The organism is uncultured Mucilaginibacter sp., assembly GCF_903913935.1.
Classification (GTDB): domain Bacteria; phylum Bacteroidota; class Bacteroidia; order Sphingobacteriales; family Sphingobacteriaceae; genus Mucilaginibacter.
Genome location: NZ_CAIWNH010000478.1, coordinates 17989 through 34743 on the forward strand (window position 1 = coordinate 17989; position 16755 = coordinate 34743).

At 42.6% G+C, this 16755-nt stretch carries 20 protein-coding genes; 10 read left to right on the plus strand and 10 right to left on the minus strand.

The features are described from left to right. The first annotated feature begins 243 nt into the window (after positions 1–243). From QZY09_RS19125 to QZY09_RS19135, 3 genes are all read left to right on the plus strand, one after another. Positions 244–2541, plus strand: coding sequence for a GH92 family glycosyl hydrolase (locus tag QZY09_RS19125; protein WP_295674938.1), 2298 nt, complete (start codon positions 244–246; stop codon positions 2539–2541). A 61-nt stretch (positions 2542–2602) separates the two neighbouring features. Next, the gene (locus QZY09_RS19130; RefSeq protein WP_295674940.1) at positions 2603–2902 is read left to right on the plus strand and encodes a hypothetical protein; all 300 of its coding nucleotides are present in this window, start codon (positions 2603–2605) and stop codon (positions 2900–2902) included. A gap of 129 nt (positions 2903–3031) precedes the next feature. After that, entirely contained in the window at positions 3032–3502 is a 471-nt protein-coding gene (locus tag QZY09_RS19135; protein ID WP_295674942.1) for a hypothetical protein, read from the plus strand. 238 nt (positions 3503–3740) lie between these two features. Here the strand turns inward: QZY09_RS19135 and QZY09_RS19140 are convergent, their stop codons facing one another. The 3 genes from QZY09_RS19140 to QZY09_RS19150 form a co-directional block, all read right to left on the minus strand. Next, positions 3741–4508, minus strand: coding sequence for an exodeoxyribonuclease III (locus tag QZY09_RS19140; RefSeq protein WP_295674944.1), 768 nt, complete (start codon positions 4506–4508; stop codon positions 3741–3743). A 79-nt stretch (positions 4509–4587) separates the two neighbouring features. Continuing rightward, positions 4588–5301 (minus strand): peptidylprolyl isomerase, encoded by a 714-nt coding sequence (locus tag QZY09_RS19145; protein ID WP_295674946.1) that lies wholly within the window; start codon positions 5299–5301, stop codon positions 4588–4590. 68 nt (positions 5302–5369) lie between these two features. Next, positions 5370–5714 carry a hypothetical protein gene (locus QZY09_RS19150; RefSeq protein WP_295674948.1) on the minus strand — a complete coding sequence of 115 codons (345 nt, stop codon included), beginning with the start codon at positions 5712–5714 and terminating at the stop codon, positions 5370–5372. A 270-nt stretch (positions 5715–5984) separates the two neighbouring features. On the opposite strand from QZY09_RS19150, the gene QZY09_RS19155 reads away from it, so the two are divergent. Both QZY09_RS19155 and QZY09_RS19160 read left to right on the plus strand, forming a co-directional pair. Then, positions 5985–6326 carry a hypothetical protein gene (locus QZY09_RS19155; protein WP_295674950.1) on the plus strand — a complete coding sequence of 114 codons (342 nt, stop codon included), beginning with the start codon at positions 5985–5987 and terminating at the stop codon, positions 6324–6326. A gap of 153 nt (positions 6327–6479) precedes the next feature. Next, entirely contained in the window at positions 6480–9005 is a 2526-nt protein-coding gene (locus QZY09_RS19160) for a TonB-dependent receptor (protein ID WP_295674952.1), read from the plus strand. A 75-nt stretch (positions 9006–9080) separates the two neighbouring features. Here the strand turns inward: QZY09_RS19160 and QZY09_RS19165 are convergent, their stop codons facing one another. From QZY09_RS19165 to QZY09_RS19185, 5 genes are all read right to left on the minus strand, one after another. After that, on the minus strand, positions 9081–9818 hold the full coding sequence (locus QZY09_RS19165) for a hypothetical protein (protein ID WP_295674954.1): 738 nt from the start codon (positions 9816–9818) through the stop codon (positions 9081–9083). A 64-nt stretch (positions 9819–9882) separates the two neighbouring features. Further along, the gene (locus tag QZY09_RS19170) at positions 9883–10707 is read right to left on the minus strand and encodes a glucosaminidase domain-containing protein (RefSeq protein ID WP_295674956.1); all 825 of its coding nucleotides are present in this window, start codon (positions 10705–10707) and stop codon (positions 9883–9885) included. A gap of 178 nt (positions 10708–10885) precedes the next feature. Continuing rightward, positions 10886–11419, minus strand: a complete 534-nt coding sequence (locus tag QZY09_RS19175; protein ID WP_295674958.1) for a glycoside hydrolase family 73 protein — start codon at positions 11417–11419, stop codon at positions 10886–10888. Positions 11420–11422: 3 nt separating this feature from the next. Further along, positions 11423–12061: an O-methyltransferase gene (locus QZY09_RS19180; protein ID WP_295674960.1), complete on the minus strand. Its 639-nt coding sequence runs from the start codon at positions 12059–12061 to the stop codon at positions 11423–11425. A 237-nt stretch (positions 12062–12298) separates the two neighbouring features. Continuing rightward, a complete protein-coding gene (locus QZY09_RS19185) occupies positions 12299–13417 on the minus strand; it encodes a DUF4407 domain-containing protein (protein ID WP_295674962.1) in 1119 nt (372 codons plus the stop codon). A gap of 121 nt (positions 13418–13538) precedes the next feature. On the opposite strand from QZY09_RS19185, the gene QZY09_RS19190 reads away from it, so the two are divergent. The 5 genes from QZY09_RS19190 (at position 13539) to QZY09_RS19210 (ending at position 16086) form a co-directional block, all read left to right on the plus strand. Further along, positions 13539–13853 carry a rhodanese-like domain-containing protein gene (locus tag QZY09_RS19190; protein ID WP_096356948.1) on the plus strand — a complete coding sequence of 105 codons (315 nt, stop codon included), beginning with the start codon at positions 13539–13541 and terminating at the stop codon, positions 13851–13853. A 3-nt stretch (positions 13854–13856) separates the two neighbouring features. Then, entirely contained in the window at positions 13857–14048 is a 192-nt protein-coding gene (locus tag QZY09_RS19195; protein ID WP_295674966.1) for a DUF6358 family protein, read from the plus strand. A 12-nt stretch (positions 14049–14060) separates the two neighbouring features. Then, positions 14061–14963 (plus strand): prohibitin family protein, encoded by a 903-nt coding sequence (locus QZY09_RS19200; protein WP_295674968.1) that lies wholly within the window; start codon positions 14061–14063, stop codon positions 14961–14963. 119 nt (positions 14964–15082) lie between these two features. Beyond that, positions 15083–15346: a hypothetical protein gene (locus QZY09_RS19205; protein ID WP_295674970.1), complete on the plus strand. Its 264-nt coding sequence runs from the start codon at positions 15083–15085 to the stop codon at positions 15344–15346. A gap of 218 nt (positions 15347–15564) precedes the next feature. Continuing rightward, on the plus strand, positions 15565–16086 hold the full coding sequence (locus tag QZY09_RS19210; protein WP_295674972.1) for a DUF2199 domain-containing protein: 522 nt from the start codon (positions 15565–15567) through the stop codon (positions 16084–16086). Here the strand turns inward: QZY09_RS19210 and QZY09_RS19215 are convergent. Next, positions 16083–16379, minus strand: coding sequence for a HigA family addiction module antitoxin (locus QZY09_RS19215; RefSeq protein ID WP_295674975.1), 297 nt, complete (start codon positions 16377–16379; stop codon positions 16083–16085). The two genes, QZY09_RS19210 and QZY09_RS19215, sit on opposite strands and share 4 nt — an antisense overlap. Before the next feature lie 29 nt (positions 16380–16408). Next, positions 16409–16726: a type II toxin-antitoxin system RelE/ParE family toxin gene (locus QZY09_RS19220; RefSeq protein ID WP_295674977.1), complete on the minus strand. Its 318-nt coding sequence runs from the start codon at positions 16724–16726 to the stop codon at positions 16409–16411. Positions 16727–16755: the final 29 nt, after the last annotated feature.

The window sequence follows — 16755 nt, forward strand, 5'->3', positions numbered from 1 at the left end:
CGCTATCCAAAACCGGACGAACGGGTAATTGTCTGAACCGGAATTTATAGAATTAAAGAATTGGCAGAATTTTAAGATGTAATTCTAAAAATTCTACTAATTCCAAAAATTCGAGTTCAGACAAAATATCCACCCAACCAATGACCTAATGACGCGCAGCAAAACCCAATATTGTCAAACCACCGTTACAACCTGTAATAATCCGGCAATCGGATTATCTTTGGGCTTTAGTAATTGACCAAAATGAAGAAAATACTGACCGTTATTTTTAGCGTTGCCATTTCTATCGCAACAGCACAAAATCAACCCGCCGAAAATTTAGTACAATATGTTAAGCCAATCATCGGCACGCAGCGCATGGGCCATGTGTACCCGGGCGCTACGGTACCTTTTGGGATGGTGCAGCTGAGCCCCGAAACGGATTCCGTTAGTTACGACCTGAATGGCCATTACAACCCGGATATTTATAAATATTGCGCCGGTTACCAGTACGATGATAAAACAATAGTAGGCTTTAGCCATACGCATTTCAGCGGCACGGGCCACTCGGATTTGGGCGACTTTTTGGTGATGCCAACCATTGGCCCGCTGAAACTGAACCCCGGCACAGCGGATAAACCTGCCAGCGGTTACCGCTCGGCGTTTTCGCATGAGAACGAAGTGAGTGCGGCCAATTACTATAAAGTAAAGCTGGATGCCAGCGGCATTATTGCCGAAATGACCAGCACCACCCGTGTGGGTTTTCATCAATATACTTTCCCGAAATCGGATAACGCGCATATTATCCTTGATTTGATGGCAGGGATTTACAATTATCCTGATAAAAACCTTTGGGTGTACATGCGCAGGATAAACGACAGTACCGTTGCCGGTTACCGCATTACCAATGGCTGGGCGCGTACCCGTACCCTGTATTTCGCCATGACGTTTAATAAGCCTTTTGCCCAAATGGGCTATAAAAACTTTAGCAAGCGCGAGGTTTACGGCGGCTTCTGGGGCAAATTTAACGGGGTAAAAAACTTTCCCGACATTGCCGGAAGGCAAATAAAGGTTTGGTTTGATTTTAAGACCAACGAAGGTGAAAAGATAAAGATAAAAATGGCCATCTCACCGGTAAGTATAGAGGGCGCTTTAAACAACATGCAAACCGAAGCACCGGGCTGGGATTTTGACAAGGTGAAGAACGACGGGCAACAACAATGGGAAACCGAGCTGCATAAAATTGTGATCGAGGGTAGTAAGGATGATAAGGAGAATTTTTATACATCGATGTATCATGCCATGATCAACCCTACGGTTTATATGGATGCGGATGGCAACTATAAAGGGCTTGACCAGGGCGTACACCATGCTGATGGTTTTACCAACTATACAACTTTCAGTCTTTGGGATACGCACCGGGCATTGCACCCGCTGTTTAACATCATCGAAACCAAAAGAAATGCCGATATGGCGCAAAGTATGCTGGCACATTTCGACCAGAGCCCGGAGCACATGCTACCCATCTGGAGCAACTCAGCCAATGAAAACTGGTGCATGAGCGGTTTTCATAGTGTATCAGTACTGGCGGATGCCATTATCAAGGGCAACGCGCCCTATGATGCCAACAGGGCCCTGGACGCGGCCATTACTACCGCCAACCACCGCGATTATGAAGGCATAGGTTATTTTAATGATATGGGCTATATCCCTGATGAGAAGGATGGCAATTCGGTATCATCCACCCTTGAATATGCTTATGACGACTGGTGCATCGCCCAAATCGCCAAAAAGCTAAACCGCACGGCAGATTATGATACCTTTATCAAACGCTCGCAAAATTGGAAGAATGTATTTGACCCGAAGAGCGGCTTTATGCACCCCAAACTGGCTGACGGCACCTTCCGCGCCACTAAGTTTGATCCGTTTACGGCCATTGGCATGGGCTTTATTGAAGGTAATGCCTGGAACTATACCCTGTATGTACCGCATGATGTGCCGGGCTTGATAGCAGCGATGGGCGGCAATAAACGGTTTGTAACTTATATCGACAGTCTGTTTAGCTACGACCTCCCTGATAAATATTTTGCCGAAACCGAAGATATTACCAAAGATGGCATCATTGGCAACTATGTGCATGGTAACGAGCCTTCGCACCAGATCGCCTACATGTACGACTGGACCGATAAACCATGGAAAACCCAGGATAAGATCCGTATGATATTGAAAAAGATGTACAAAAACACACCTGATGGTTTGGGCGGCAATGATGATACCGGGCAAATGAGCGCCTGGTATATTTTCAGCGCTTTAGGATTTTACCCTGTGGCGCCGGGCTCCGATCAATACGCCATCGGCAGCCCATCGGTTTACCATGCAACGCTTAATTTAGAGAATGGTAAAACCTTTACCATCAACGTAAAAAACCAAAGCGATAAGAATGTTTATGTGCAGAAGATCTTACTGAACGGCCGGTTGCTGATCGGGTATTTTATCAGCCATTCGGATATTATCAATGGCGGCGAAATTACTTTTGTGATGGGGGCAAAGCATAAGGGATAAAAATGCTAATCAGGGGGGCGATGATCCACAGCAACAGAGAGGATTTAATATAGCGGCGGCCATGGCTCATATTAACGCCAACTTATATGCTTATTATGATAAAAACCTTTGTGGCGGTTGTGCACATGTTGTTAGGTTAGCAATAGAGGCTGGAGGAATTACCACAAATGATCGTAATGCAAACCCAAGAGATCCAACATCTCAATACTATGCAAAAAATTGTTGGCCGTATTTATTAAAAAAAGGATTTATCGGAATTAGCGAAGATGGCTATGGCCCGGTAACAGGAGATATACGGGTTTGGCAAAACTACCCTGGAGGAAACATAGCCGGTCATATCGATATGTGGAACGGAAATTAGTGGGTTTCAGATTTTAAAGAAAATGGTATGTATCCGGGATACGGCTATGGGCAAAATCCGAATTACCAAATTTTCCGTTGGGGTGGGCAATAGAAATTGTTAATATAAACTGGATAAACAATAATTAACATGAAAACTATAATATATTCTTTTATTGCTTACATAACACTTTTAAGTGGAAGCAGCGTCAAAGCGCAAAATGACAGTACAGATAAACAAGCTATACAGATGCTTACGGAGTTTTATACGGCCTATAATACTGCATGGGTAGTTCACTCTGCACCAGACCTTCTCATAAATAGATTAGATTCGTTGCAAAGTAAATATTGTACAATAAAACTAAGAGCAATACTTAAAAAGGAATTTAAAAAAAATGGATTCGACCATGACTTATTGCTAAATGACCAGGGAACGGATATTGAGCATTTAAAGACATTAACAGTTACAAAGGATGCAACCAAATCGAATGCCTATATTGTTTCTTATATGGTACATACCACCCGCGGTTATAAGCCAATTGATATAAAAGTTACTATACATGTGACTGTTGTGAAAGAAGATGGTAAACTTAAAATTGCGTCTACAGATATGTCTAAGTGAAATAGATAAGAATATTTAAAAGGCCACTCAGGGGGGATGCCGGGCGTGGATATAGGGTAAATGCCATTACGCTAATGTCCATTTCGTTGTAAGCCAACACTCTCCCCATAAATGCACCATGGGGCATTTATTTTTGGCGTATAAACGTGCCTTTTATTGAAATAAAACCGCCTTTGTACTGTGAAGATGGCGATATGTCGATTGCCAATTCACCCAAAATAAGGCCGAATGCGAATTTCTAAAATGCCAATTCCAGCAAAACCGGGCAATGGTCAGAGTGGCGGGCTTCGGGCAGGATGGCTGCTCTTTTAATATTTTCTTCCAGGGCTTTTGTCGCCATATTATAATCGATCCGCCAGCCCAGGTTTTTGGCCCTTGAATTAGCCCTGAAACTCCACCATGTATAATTATGCGGCTCCTTGTTCATGTGCCTGAAGGTATCGATATAGCCCGATTCAATAAAGTGTTCCATCCACTCGCGTTCTTCGGGCAAAAAGCCTGACGAGTTAGCGTTTGATTTTGGGTTATGGATATCAATAGGGCGATGGCAAATATTATAATCGCCGGATACCACCAGTTTGGGGCATTGCGATTGCAGCAACTCCAGGTACCTGCCAAATTCATCCAGGAAACGGTATTTAAAGGCCTGCCTATCGTCGCCGCTGGAGCCTGACGGGAAATACGCGCTCATTACGGAAACTTCATCAAAATCAACCCGAATATTGCGGCCCTCGCGGTCGTAGTCACTTATGCCGCAGCCGTATTCCACATGCTTTGGTGTTTTTTTGGTGAGGATAGCCGTGCCGCTATAGCCTTTTTTTTCGGCTGGATACCAGTAATGCTCGTAGCCCAATTGCTCCACCAGGTGCAGATCGGTTAAAACATCAGGCGTAGCCTTAATTTCCTGCAGGCAAACCACGTCTGCATCGGTAGCCCGCAGCCAGTCAATCCAGTTTTTGCTCATGGCAGAGCGTATGCCGTTAACGTTATAGGTGATTATTTTCATTTCGGATGTCGGATGTTCGATGTCGGATTTAAGAATTACAAAACTCAATACTAAAATAAAAATTCCGAAATCAAACGGCTTATTGTTTTGGGTTAAGAAGATTGTCTAATTGATTGCATTCTTTTTTGCTCAATAATTCAACCGTCATAGGTACATCGCTGAGCGGCCTGTCGTTTTTATCGGTTTTTACGGCGGCGATGCGGTCGATCATATCGATACCCACTACCACTTCGCCATACACGGTATAATTTTGGTCGAGGTGAGGTACGCCGCCAACTGAGCTGTAATATTCGCGCTGCCAGGCAGGTATTTTATGCCCGTTCATGCGAGGAGTTTTCTCGAGGCTGTCCATTTTGCCATTGGTAAAACGCTTGCCTTCAACAATATAAAACTGGCAACCGCTGGATGCTTTTGCCGGGTTATCGTCTCGTGCTGCTGCCAGTACGCCGCGTTTATGGAACAGGCTATCCCTAAACTCAGCCGGCACGGTATAGCCTACATCCCCGTTGCCCAATTCGGCGCCTGGTTTTGCTTTGGTAATATCCTTTGAATCCGGGTCGCCGCCCTGGATCATAAAGTTTTGTATCACCCTGTGAAAGAGCGTTCCGTTATAAAAGCCCTTCTTCACCAGTTTGATAAAATTGTCGCGGTGCTTTGGTGTTTCATTATACAAACGGATAATGCATTGGCCGTAGCTTGTTTTTATCCTTACGTACTGGTTCTTCGGCCCGCCTGCGAATACTGCCGAAATGGTAAACACGGATAATAATAACGCCGATAAAAATTTCTTCATAAATGATCTGTTTTATAAATATTTGAAATGATCAACTTATTCAACCCACCCGATAGCTATCGGGTCAACTAACTATCCAATTCCTCAAAATAACTAACTATTAACGATTTCATCAACATTTCCTGCTCAAGCAAGGTGTAATTTGGGATAGTTTTTACCAGTTTCCAGTGCGGCCAGCCATCCTGATCGAGGCCCTCCAGTTCATAAAAGCCAATCATGCTGAATAATTTGCAGGTGGCTATGTGCATCAGTTCCTCTTTTTGTCTTTTGCTGAATTTTTTTGGCCCCTGACCGAGTTCCTGCACACCTATTAAAAACAGCATTACTTTTACATCGGGCTTTTCGTTATCAAACTCCTCGGCTATCCGTTGCTGTAATGCATTCCATTTCAAGTTAATTTCCGCAGGCTTCATGTGGGCAAAGATAGGGGAGTTGGTGGTTCATCGTTCATGGTTCATTGCGAAAACCATCAAAGGCTATAATATTTTTAATTTTTTGCAACAAAATGGGCCTCCCGTGCATCAAATAAGCGAAAACCTATTTTTTTACTATGAACCATGAACTATCAACCATGAACCAAATAAAACTTTGTTGCATTTAACAAGATTGTTACGTTGGCGCATAGGCGGCAAACTTTAATTGTTTACTTTTGTTCAATTTTTAGAACGACCTCATTTACCGGATTGAAAAGAGATAAATACCATATGCTCCGTACGTGGATATTGCTGGTTTGCTTTATTGCCGGCCAGTTAATGGTATTTGTGCACCAGCATCCTGATTCAGCAGGGGCTGCCCGGATTTATACCCATTCAAAAACAGCGGATCATCAAATTGTAAAAGAGAAGTGTTATATGTGCGACGTAATGCACCATAACGCGATGATGGCCACGTACCAGGTTTTCTTAAAACCGGTTCCGTTTATTGCTCATTCTTTTAACGTCTGTGAATATAAAATCTCAGCTCTAAAACTTATTTCAGCTGGTGGCCGGGCCCCTCCGCGCTGTCACGCAACAAACATCGTTTAAAAGTTTTGCTGCTTTTCTGCCAAAAAGCGATTAATACAAAAAATCTTACTGTTATGCGATTAAACTTTTATCAAAGGCCGCTATCTATTTTACCTGTTAGCTATCCGCATAAATGAAATACATTTTAAAAACATTCCCCTATTTACATTTTACATGAAAATCATCAGATCCTATATATTATTCCTGGTCTTAGTCACGAGTTGGTTTACATTATTTGCAAAGGGCAAAAAATCGTCCGGCGATGTCACGATAGGTAACCTAACCGGAACAGTAACTGATAAAGCCGATGGCAAACCGATTATTGGAGCATCCATCAGCATTCCAGACCTTAGAACGGGTACCATTACAGACGTAAACGGTCATTTTAATATCAATAACCTGCCAAAAGGCGTTTACCTTGTGCAGGTAAGCTACCTGGGTTATTCAACTTATACAGAAAAGGTGGATTTCGCCAAAACCACCGTCCTCAACATACAACTGATGTCCTCAACCATTGAAACGGGCGAGGTGGTGATTACCGGCGTTAGTAAGGCCACTGAAATAAAAAGAGATCCGGTACCCATGGTTGCTGTTGGTAAAAATTATATCGACGAACATTCCGCCTCGGGAAACGTGATCGACGTGATCGCCAATTTACCGGGTGTGAGCGCGGTTACCACCGGGCCAAATATTTCAAAACCTTATATTCACGGCCTCGGTTATAACCGGGTGGTTACGCTGGAGGACGGCATCCGCCAGGAGGGCCAGCAATGGGGGGATGAACATGGTATCGAAATAGATCAGAATTCTATCGACCGGGTCGAGATCATCAAAGGACCAGCCAGTTTAACCTACGGCTCCGATGCAATTGGCGGGGTAGTTAACATGATCACGTCTTCGCCCGTTTCGGAGGGCAAGATTCTCGGTTCGCTTACCGGGATCTATGGAACAAATAACGGCCTCATCAATACTTCCCTAAAATTACAGGGCAACAATAACGGGCTGGTTTGGGGAACAGTAATTTCCGACAAAATGGCAAAGGATTACAAGGACCCGCATGACGGAAGGGTTTATGCCACCAATTTTAACGAAAAGGATGCAAGGGTGATGGTCGGCCTTAATAAATCATGGGGATCATCTTACTTAAATGCATCTGTATTTGATGACCTGCAGGCGATCCCTGATGGCAGCCGCGATTCACTTACCCGGCAGTTTACCAAACAGGTTACCGAGGCAGATACCTACAGGCCCATTGTACCGGCATCCGAATTAAATAGCTATGGCATACCCACACTGCACCAGCACGTACAGCTATACCGTATTTATAATAACAGTAATTTTATATTGGGCAGCGGTAACCTGGCCGTTAACCTTGGATATGAATACAGCCACCGCAGGGAGTTTACACACCCTGAAGACGGGACTATCCCCGGGCTAAACCTTACGTTAAGCAGCTATACCTATGATGTTAAATATAATATTGAAATTGGAAAAGGTTATGAAACCACCTTTGGCATTAACGGCATGTACCAGAGCAATGCCCTTGGCTATAGTACTGATTTTCCGATACCGGCATACCACCAGTTTGACATCGGCCCTTTCTTCGCTGTAAAAAAGAGCTTTGGCAAACTTGACCTTGAAGGCGGCTTAAGGTACGATAGCCGCTCCTTTAGCGGGCAGGCCGCTTACGTTGATACGGCAACCACATTCCCAACGCTTTATACCGGGCCTAACCCAACTTCAACGCCAAATGTCACCCGGCAATTTAGCGCTTTAAACAAGACCTTCTCGGGCATGTCCGGAAGTTTTGGAGGCACCTATAATTTCTCTGACAGGTTTTTGATAAAAGCCAATGTCGCCCGTGGTTTCAGGGCGCCAAGTATTGCCGAGTTATCGGCTAACGGCCCTGATCCTGGTTCGCAGATCTACCATGTGGGCAACAGCAGCTTTAAACCGGAATTTAACACACAGGAGGATATTGGCGCATTTTTAACATTACCCAATGTATCCGCAAGTGCCGAAATTTTCAGGAACAACCTTCAAAATTATATCTTCCAGGAGCAATTGCTTGATCCCAACGGAAACCCCCAAAGGGTAAATGCAGACGGAAGCCCCAACCCAACCGGGCAGTACAGTAAGTTTAGCTATATGCAAAGCAAAGCCCAGATACAGGGTGGCGAATTTAGCCTGGATATCCATCCATGGCCATGGCTGCATTTTGAAAACTCGCTGACCTTAACTTACGGCACCAACCTGGGGACCGGCGGTCGCGTTCCGGATAGTTTGAAATACCTGCCATTTATACCGCCCGCACATACCCATTCCGAGCTTCGCGGCACTTTTGCCAAAGGTTTCAGCAGCCTTAAAAATGTTTATGCGTTTGTTGGCTTTGATCATTTTGATGCTCAAAATCATTATTTTTCCGCATACGGAACGGAGAACTATACCGCAGGTTATAATTTAGTTAGTGCAGGCATTGGCGGCAACCTGGTAAATTCTGCAGGAAAAAAAGTTATTGAATTGTTTATAGAAGGCACTAATCTGGGTAACGTAAGCTACCAATCAAACATGAGCAGGCTTAAATATTTTGATAACTCAACTGTTCCGGCTGGCGTACAGCCAGGAATTTTTAATATGGGCCGCAATATCAGTTTTAAAGTAGTGGTACCATTTGACTTATCAGCACATCCAAAATCATAAAATATTATCCCTATTACAACAACAAAACCCGGTATTTTAGCCGGGGTTTTTATTTTTATATGAAGCGCCTGTTTACTATTTGCTTACCAGCGGCGGCAATCCATAGGTTCTCTGGCTACGTAAAAATCTTCGCAGGTTGGCTCTTATCATCGTAATAAATTCATAGTCGTTCATATTGGTGGTAGTGTAATAACCCGGCCGGTACCTGAACATAAACGATGTTAGTTTTTCGTCTTTTAAACCAGTAATGCCGGCTACATATTCCCTGTTAAACCGGTAGTCGATAACATTCTGTTCATAATCCTGCTGGATGACATCCCTCAATTTTGATGCATTTCGCCCGCTGCGGCTAATGGAATTCCATAACGCGTCAATACTTAAACCGGCACCGCCGCCGTATGGTGTGGATAGGTAATCGCCATAGGCCAATGAGCCATAAATTTTTGTGAAATCATTTTTGGTTGCTTCCAGTTTTTGATCGGGGGTAAGGCTTGTGTTATGTACAGTTACTTCCTTTAACTGTATGGCTAAGCGCACCATGGAAACAGCCAGTTGCGCACGGGATTGAACTTTTATGGTATCTGAGCGATAATTCTGCTTCGAAAAAACCAAAATATCGCCATCAGCAGCTATAATCTGGTATTCGCCTTTCAGGTTATCATAAATGGCAATGCCGTTGGTAAGATCGTGAATATTTACACTTGCAATGCGTTCTTTGCTTTCCTTATCAAACACAATGCCTTCAAGGGGTTTTGGCTGGGCAAAGCCTTTAAGGGTCAGCAGGAGCAGTAACAGAAATAACCGGGGTTTCATAAATTTATTTAAAAGTAAACTTTCGGCTATTCTTTGCAATATAGTTTAACAAAAATTAACAGCCTTATTTCACTACAACCAAAACCTGGCCAATCTTAATAGCAGACCCATCGAGGTTGTTTAGTGATTTAAGGTCATCAACCGATAATCCAAAACGTTTGGAAATATTATATAGTGTATCCCCCTGCTTAACTGTATAGGTTTTGTTACCTGGATTGGGTTGAACAGCCGAATCTCTAACAGCAACGATGCTGTCCGGATGCCCGGTTAAAGGCGCAGGATCCTGCGTCTTCATTTCAATTTGTTTATGGCCTGGATTATCGTATTGCTGCAGGTTGTATTTTTCGATGATACCTATTAAAATAGATGGGTAATTAGGATTGGTGGCGTAGCCAGCCTTTTTTAGCCCCCTGCACCAACCTTTATAGTCGGTTATATCGAGGTCAAATAATGGCGTATAATTCTTCCTCATTAAAAACAGGGAATGGTCCCTGAACGATTCTTCGGGGCTGCTATAAACCCTGAACGCATCGTTTTTATTGTCGTCATCTTTGTAATAAACATTTCCGTTCCAGCTGGGGGTGCTTTTTATGCCGAAATGGTTGTTCGCCACCCTCGCCAGTTCGCCGTTACCGTTGCCCGATTCAAAAAGGCCCTGGGCCAGTGTTATGCTCGCGGGTATACCGTAGGAGTTCATTTCCTGTATGGCTATTGCCTTATACCGGTCAATATATTGCAGGGAGGTAAGCGGTGTATAGTTTGACCCATCATTTTGTTGCCTGACATGCCTGTTGTTTTGTTTTGCCGCCCTGTTTGAAACTGTAACCCTATGCGCCGAACATGAAGTAAAAAACGCAAGCCCGATAAATAAATAAATTGTTTTTCTCATCACTATAAATACCAAACCATTGGCAAGTTGCGTACTGCCAATTTACCCGTAATACGTTGTTTTGGTTAATTAGGTTGAGCTGTATGGTCTTTTATTGAATGAAATATCAAAAAACAACCGTAAACCGGGCAAAATTCAGCCCGGATAATAGGAAAACGGTGATCAGGAAATTGTGTTTTTAATTGTTTTGAGCCAGTTGGTCCTGGTTGGCTGGTTTCTCGTCAAATAAATACAGATGGTATTTATTGATAATATCAAGCACATATTTTGACCACCGGCGATCATGAGCATACCCGTGTTTTTGGATACCGTGAGCCCAGCCCTGGTAATCAAAATGAGTAAACTTGTCAGACAGGCCGCTAAACTCCTGGCGCTCCGTCATGATCCGGGCAAAATCCTCGAAGGAATCATAAACAGAACCATACTTTTTATAGGCCGTATTTACTTTTTTGTTATGCTTGTTGTAATAAACTATCCTGCTGCCGCCTTTAACGCCAAACTGGTTGTTCAAATTTTTCGCAAGTGCGCTGTTTCCGCAGCCCGACTCGTGCATGGCTACACCTAAAACAATACTTGCGGGAACCCCTGTTTCGTGCATGATGCGGATCGCATCTTCCTTAAATTGATCAATATAGGATTGGGGGGTGTTTTTTTGGGCCGATGCCATTAAAAATGAAACCAGCAGCAATGTAACCAGTAAGAGTTTCTTCATAATTTACTTTTTTCTGATGACCAGCAAACCGTCACGTACAGGAAGGATGAGCTTTTCAACCCTCTCGTCAGCGGCTACCAGGTCATTTAGTTTGCGGATAACTTGTGTATCAACGTCGTTTTCTTCGCCATACACCTTACCTTTCCACAACACATTATCAATTATTATTAATCCTCCGGATCGTACTTTTTCAAATATAAGTTGAAAATAGGTATAATTATTCTTTTTATCTGCATCAATAAAAACCAGATCGAAGCCTGTATACGGCATTTCGCGTATAATTTGTTCTGCCTGGCCAAAATGCAGCTTTATTTTTTTACCAACATTTGTGGATTCAAAGTGTGAATTAAGCATTTCTTCCAGCTCGCGGTTCACTTCAATGGTATGAATAATTCCGTCCTCAACAAGACCCTCTGCCAGGCAAACTGTTGCATAACCGGTAAAAGTTCCTATTTCAAGAATCAGTTTTGGCTGTATTAATTTGCTCAAAAAACTTAATACCCTACCCTGGTAATGCCCCGAAAGCATGTGTGGCCGCAGCACTTTTAAATAAGTTTCGCGGTTGATGTTTTGCAATGCTTTTGGTTCTGCATCGCAATGATCATCCAGGTAAGTTTGCAGGTCATGGGGTAATATGTCCATGGCGCAAAGGTAGACCACAGATTTTAATGATTAAAGGATTTCACTGATTTTTTTGGCAACCAGTTGATTATCAATGTTTTTTATTGAGGTAATTTTATGGAAAAGATTGATTTTTGGTGATTTTTACCGCACAAGCAAATTTAGCGAGCTGTTTTTCTGGCGACAATTTTGGTTGGTATAAGCTACTTCTTACCACTTAAACCTAATCAACTTAATCCAACTTAATCAACCAAAAAATCAATCATACCTGTGCCGCTCCAGGTCGTAGTCTGACTGCGCCGAAATGATCTTTTTCTGTTTTTCAATTTCCTCTCCAAGGTGATGGTCGTACACGCTGTCGGTCACCTGGATATTCCGTTCTTTGTCCCTTTCGGCATAATGGATATCGGCGTCATACAATTTTGAAACGGCCACATCATAGGGCCCTTTTGGCGACATCAGCTTAACGAATACCGGCAGGCATTCAAACAAGATGAAAAGAAAACTGATGAATGATTCTGCCAGGTAGGTATCCAGGTCGCGCGTGCCGTTCTCATTATAGGATAGCTGCCCGAGCGCCCAGTTACGGTCCGAAAATCCTGCAACATTAGAGAGACTGTCTAACTGGTGGTCGTTAAAAAGGCGAATATCATTCACCCCTTCATAGTTTTTACGTGAGCTGAGGTACTGGTCCATTTTTGCCTGATTGTCGGTAACTGTTTTTAGGCGGTCCTCTTTTTCCTGTAAAATGGCTTGTTTTTGTTTGGCATAAGTGCCATAACCCACAATACCTGATGTTTGGTTGCTTTTATCGCCAAATACCTCCTGGTTCAGCTGGTAGCGTGAGCGGTTGATATCAGTTTCGAGGGAATCTTTTTCCTTTTTCAGGTCGTTGTTTTTGCCGAGTTCCATCGCATACTTCTCGGTATACGTTTTTTGCAGGGTATCAATTTTGCGGTGTTGTCCTTTTAAATAGGCGGTTTTTAATTTCTGGCGGATCTCTTTATCAAATATTTTCAGTTCCAGCGGCCTCGATATAACGATCCCGATCATAATGGCCAGCAAAATACGCGGCGATGCCTGCATGATCTGCTGGTTGGTGGTGCCCTGCTTATCAATGCTGGATACAATATAACGGTCCATATTAAAAATTGCCGTACCCCATATCAACCCAAAAATAATTGCAAAAACCACTGCGAGGGGATTGCCCGCAAATACAAAATACATGGCGTAACCGCCTGAAAGTGCTGCAAATAACGCTGTGAAAAATATAGTGGCCCCAATACCTACATATTTATTATGCTCAATAGGGTATTTTTTTAGTGTACCAATATGTGCTCCCGAACAGAACCAAAAAAAACGGGTTACTTTCTTCATTAATAAAATATAACTTTGCCTTTAAAACATATATAAAACGCACTTAGCTAATGTTTGTTACAAAAGGCAAGCCTAAATATTTATAGGCCAGCAACCTTTATAAAAATTTTTATATTTGACCATGAAAGAAATAAGCGTACAGGAACTAAAAGAGAAAAAAGACAAAGGCGAAGATTTTCAATTAATAGATGTAAGGGAAGATTTTGAGTATGAAATGTCGAACCTGGGCGGTACCTTAATACCCCTTGGAGGCATATTAATTGAAGCTGATAAAATCGACAAAACAAAACCGGTTGTGGTAATGTGCCGCAGCGGAAAACGCAGCGCCGCTGCCATTATGCAGCTGGAGCAACAGGGTTTTACCAACCTGATAAATCTTAAAGGCGGCATCCTGGCCTGGGCCGATGAGATTGACCCCACCATTAACGTATATTAAGCCATGTGGAAAAAGGCTATACCCAACGTACTTTATACGATTGGGATATTTGTATGTATTATCAGCGGCTATCAATACGGGATTGAGGGACATAATTATGTGTTTTTAGCGGGCGCAGTGTTATTAATAGGTATATTTGTTTACCTCAAGATAAAGATCCTGAAGGATATCAAAGACACACTCAAAAAACCATAACCCCTTAAATTTATGCTTATCGCAGTTTTAGGTCTCATTATACTTATAGTAAGTATAGTGATGAAGCGCTCGCCCGAACCAAGCAGCCATTTTGCCGGCATTACCCGCATTGTAGGTATTATCGTTGTAATAGCAGGCCTCGGCCTTTCATCAGTTAAACAAATCGACCACGGTACAATAGGCGTACAGGTGCTTTTTGGTAAAGTACAAGATAATATCCTTGAAAGCGGTTTGCACTTTATAGACCCCGTAGTTGATGTTGTTCCCTTTAACATTCAAACGCAGAATTATACAATGAGCGCCAAATCGAATGAAGGCCAGGTACAGGGGGATGACGCGATAACGGTTCTATCGTCTGATGGATTGGAAGTTACTATCGATCTTTCTGTTTTATATACGGTAGATCCGGCAAAGGCCCCATATATCCTTCAAAATATCGGACAGGACTACCAGGATAAAATTGTTCGCCCGGTTACCCGGACCGCTATCCGCGACAACGCTGTGAGCTACCAGGCTGTTGATCTGTATTCAATCAAAAGGGGGGAATTCCAGGCGAAAATAAACCAAACCATTACGCAGAGCTTTGCAAAACGGGGACTTGTAGTGCAATCCATACTGGTACGCAACATTTCATTGCCGGCATCTGTTAAGGCCAGTATTGAATCAAAGATCAACGCAGAGCAGGACGCGCAAAAAATGCAGTTCGTTTTGCAAAAGGAACGCCAGGAAGCCGACCGGAAACGCGTGGAAGCCCAGGGTATTGCCGATTACCAAAAGATTCTCTCAACCGGATTGACCTCGCAGCAGCTGGAATACCAATCGATCTTAGCACAAAAAGAGATCGCTTTATCGCCCAATACCAAGATCATTATTATGGGTGGCGGTAAGAATCCGGTCATACTGAGCGATAAATAAATTTATAGGCACGTATTTCACGAATGGGGACGAATAAACGCGAACCGCCAAGGATAGCCTTTTATAACTAATAATCAATTTAGTAACTAGCCCGCTTTTAAAAGTATTACAAAAAGCCATTGAATAAAATCAGTGGCTTTTTTTGTAATTATCCTGTTTTCCAGCAATCTAAAGTTAAAATCCTACGAAAAAAATATCCTTATCCTGTTCGTTTTATTGGTTGGAAAGATAAGGGCAATGCGATCAACACCGCAGGCATCGACGGCGCATTGCACCTGGTTAAAAAACTACGTGGCTGGCCATACGGCCAGGGAGTAGTAACGATGGAGTATGATAAATGGGTGCCGGCACAGAGGCTGGTGATAAATGGCGGCGGTAAGTGATCGATTAGTAAGCGAAATGGGGCTTACAAACTGGCTAATTCTAAATTCTTCATCGGGGAATTCAATCGCCTTTGCGTGAATGGAACCATATATACAAAAATGTATATATACAAATTTGCATATGTTATCCTATAGCCAACAAATGCAGAACGAGGTATCTCCGCACATGCAAATCAACATAACTTATTTATCTTAGCATCCTAATCCTGTAACTTGTTATGCCCGTTCCATATTCTTTTACCTGCGACTGCTGCGGCAAAACATATAATGAAATGCCGTTGTGTTTCGGCAGCAAATACCCCGAATATTATTTCTCAATACCTGAAGATGAAAGAGAACAACGGGTTGAACTTGCTGAAAGTTTATGTGTTATCGATGAGCACTTTTTTCACAGGGGGCGCATTACAATCCCAATAGATGACCACGATGAGGATTTGGTATTCAACGTTTGGACAACCATCAGCCAACAGAATTTTGAACTTAGAAATGATTTGTGGAACGATCCGGAAAGAGTTAACCAACCGCCTTACTTTGGTTGGCTGCAAACGGCCGTGCCGACTTACGGAAATACGTTAAGCCTTAAAACAAGGGCATTTGAAAATGAAGTCGGCTTGATACCAACTATCGAGGTAATTGAGGAAGGTCATCCCCTACGCCATGATCAGCAAAATGGCATTTCTTTTAAAACGGCGGTTGAAAAAGTGCAGATGATCCTTAAAGAATGGCATAAGGAATCTTAAGCCTGTGCCTCCAATTGTTTGGCAACAAACAGGTCATATTCCATTTGCAAGCCTAACCAGTAGTGGGAACTAATGTTGAATAGTTTTTCGAGTTTTACAGCCAAACGGGCTGATATATTTCTTTTTCCTGCAAAAATTTCGCTTAAATGATGCGGTAAAATATCAAGCGATTTGGCAACATCCTTTTTAAGGATATTTCTTGCTTCTATCTCTTCCTGCAAAAATTCACCGGGGTGAAATGCTTCTATTTCAATTTCGTTACCATTATGATCTAATACTTCGTTATTATTCATAAAAGGTTAAAGCCTCCTGGGCTATAAATTTAAGAGTAGTGGTTGTTAATCTCTTCAATGCAGATGATCTCAATTCGGTTATTACCCTCATAATTTTCAATACGAAATATAATGCGGTAAGCTATATTCAAGCGTATGGAATACTTACCCTCATATTTCTTTTCTTTTAATTTCTCAAAGTGCAGGCTTTTTATATTTCTCAGGTCAGCGCTGTTTTTAGCTTGCTTAATTTGAAAAACACGCTTTTTAAAAGCTTTTAACACATCATCGGGATATGGAGATTTTCCATACACCTTGTTTGAATTGGCCACTTCACCTAGAAAGTGATCTTCAATTTTTATTAGCATAGCTAAATTTTGTTAAAGGTTGCTGTGAT

Excerpts from the sequence above, each read along its gene's own strand:
- QZY09_RS19160 (WP_295674952.1), top strand. The coding sequence starts at position 6,480 with ATGAAAATCATCAGATCCTATATATTATTCCTGGTCTTAGTCACGAGT.
- QZY09_RS19140 (WP_295674944.1), bottom strand. The coding sequence starts at position 4,508 with ATGAAAATAATCACCTATAACGTTAACGGCATACGCTCTGCCATGAGC.
- QZY09_RS19165 (WP_295674954.1), bottom strand. The coding sequence starts at position 9,818 with ATGAAACCCCGGTTATTTCTGTTACTGCTCCTGCTGACCCTTAAAGGC.
- QZY09_RS19175 (WP_295674958.1), bottom strand. The coding sequence starts at position 11,419 with ATGAAGAAACTCTTACTGGTTACATTGCTGCTGGTTTCATTTTTAATG.
- QZY09_RS19215 (WP_295674975.1), bottom strand. The coding sequence starts at position 16,379 with ATGAATAATAACGAAGTATTAGATCATAATGGTAACGAAATTGAAATA.
- QZY09_RS19145 (WP_295674946.1), bottom strand. The coding sequence starts at position 5,301 with ATGAAGAAATTTTTATCGGCGTTATTATTATCCGTGTTTACCATTTCG.
- QZY09_RS19170 (WP_295674956.1), bottom strand. The coding sequence starts at position 10,707 with ATGAGAAAAACAATTTATTTATTTATCGGGCTTGCGTTTTTTACTTCA.
- QZY09_RS19185 (WP_295674962.1), bottom strand. The coding sequence starts at position 13,417 with ATGAAGAAAGTAACCCGTTTTTTTTGGTTCTGTTCGGGAGCACATATT.
- QZY09_RS19195 (WP_295674966.1), top strand. The coding sequence starts at position 13,857 with ATGTGGAAAAAGGCTATACCCAACGTACTTTATACGATTGGGATATTT.
- QZY09_RS19190 (WP_096356948.1), top strand. The coding sequence starts at position 13,539 with ATGAAAGAAATAAGCGTACAGGAACTAAAAGAGAAAAAAGACAAAGGC.
- QZY09_RS19220 (WP_295674977.1), bottom strand. The coding sequence starts at position 16,726 with ATGCTAATAAAAATTGAAGATCACTTTCTAGGTGAAGTGGCCAATTCA.
- QZY09_RS19200 (WP_295674968.1), top strand. The coding sequence starts at position 14,061 with ATGCTTATCGCAGTTTTAGGTCTCATTATACTTATAGTAAGTATAGTG.
- QZY09_RS19130 (WP_295674940.1), top strand. The coding sequence starts at position 2,603 with ATGGCTCATATTAACGCCAACTTATATGCTTATTATGATAAAAACCTT.
- QZY09_RS19180 (WP_295674960.1), bottom strand. The coding sequence starts at position 12,061 with ATGGACATATTACCCCATGACCTGCAAACTTACCTGGATGATCATTGC.
- QZY09_RS19210 (WP_295674972.1), top strand. The coding sequence starts at position 15,565 with ATGCCCGTTCCATATTCTTTTACCTGCGACTGCTGCGGCAAAACATAT.
- QZY09_RS19125 (WP_295674938.1), top strand. The coding sequence starts at position 244 with ATGAAGAAAATACTGACCGTTATTTTTAGCGTTGCCATTTCTATCGCA.
- QZY09_RS19150 (WP_295674948.1), bottom strand. The coding sequence starts at position 5,714 with ATGAAGCCTGCGGAAATTAACTTGAAATGGAATGCATTACAGCAACGG.
- QZY09_RS19135 (WP_295674942.1), top strand. The coding sequence starts at position 3,032 with ATGAAAACTATAATATATTCTTTTATTGCTTACATAACACTTTTAAGT.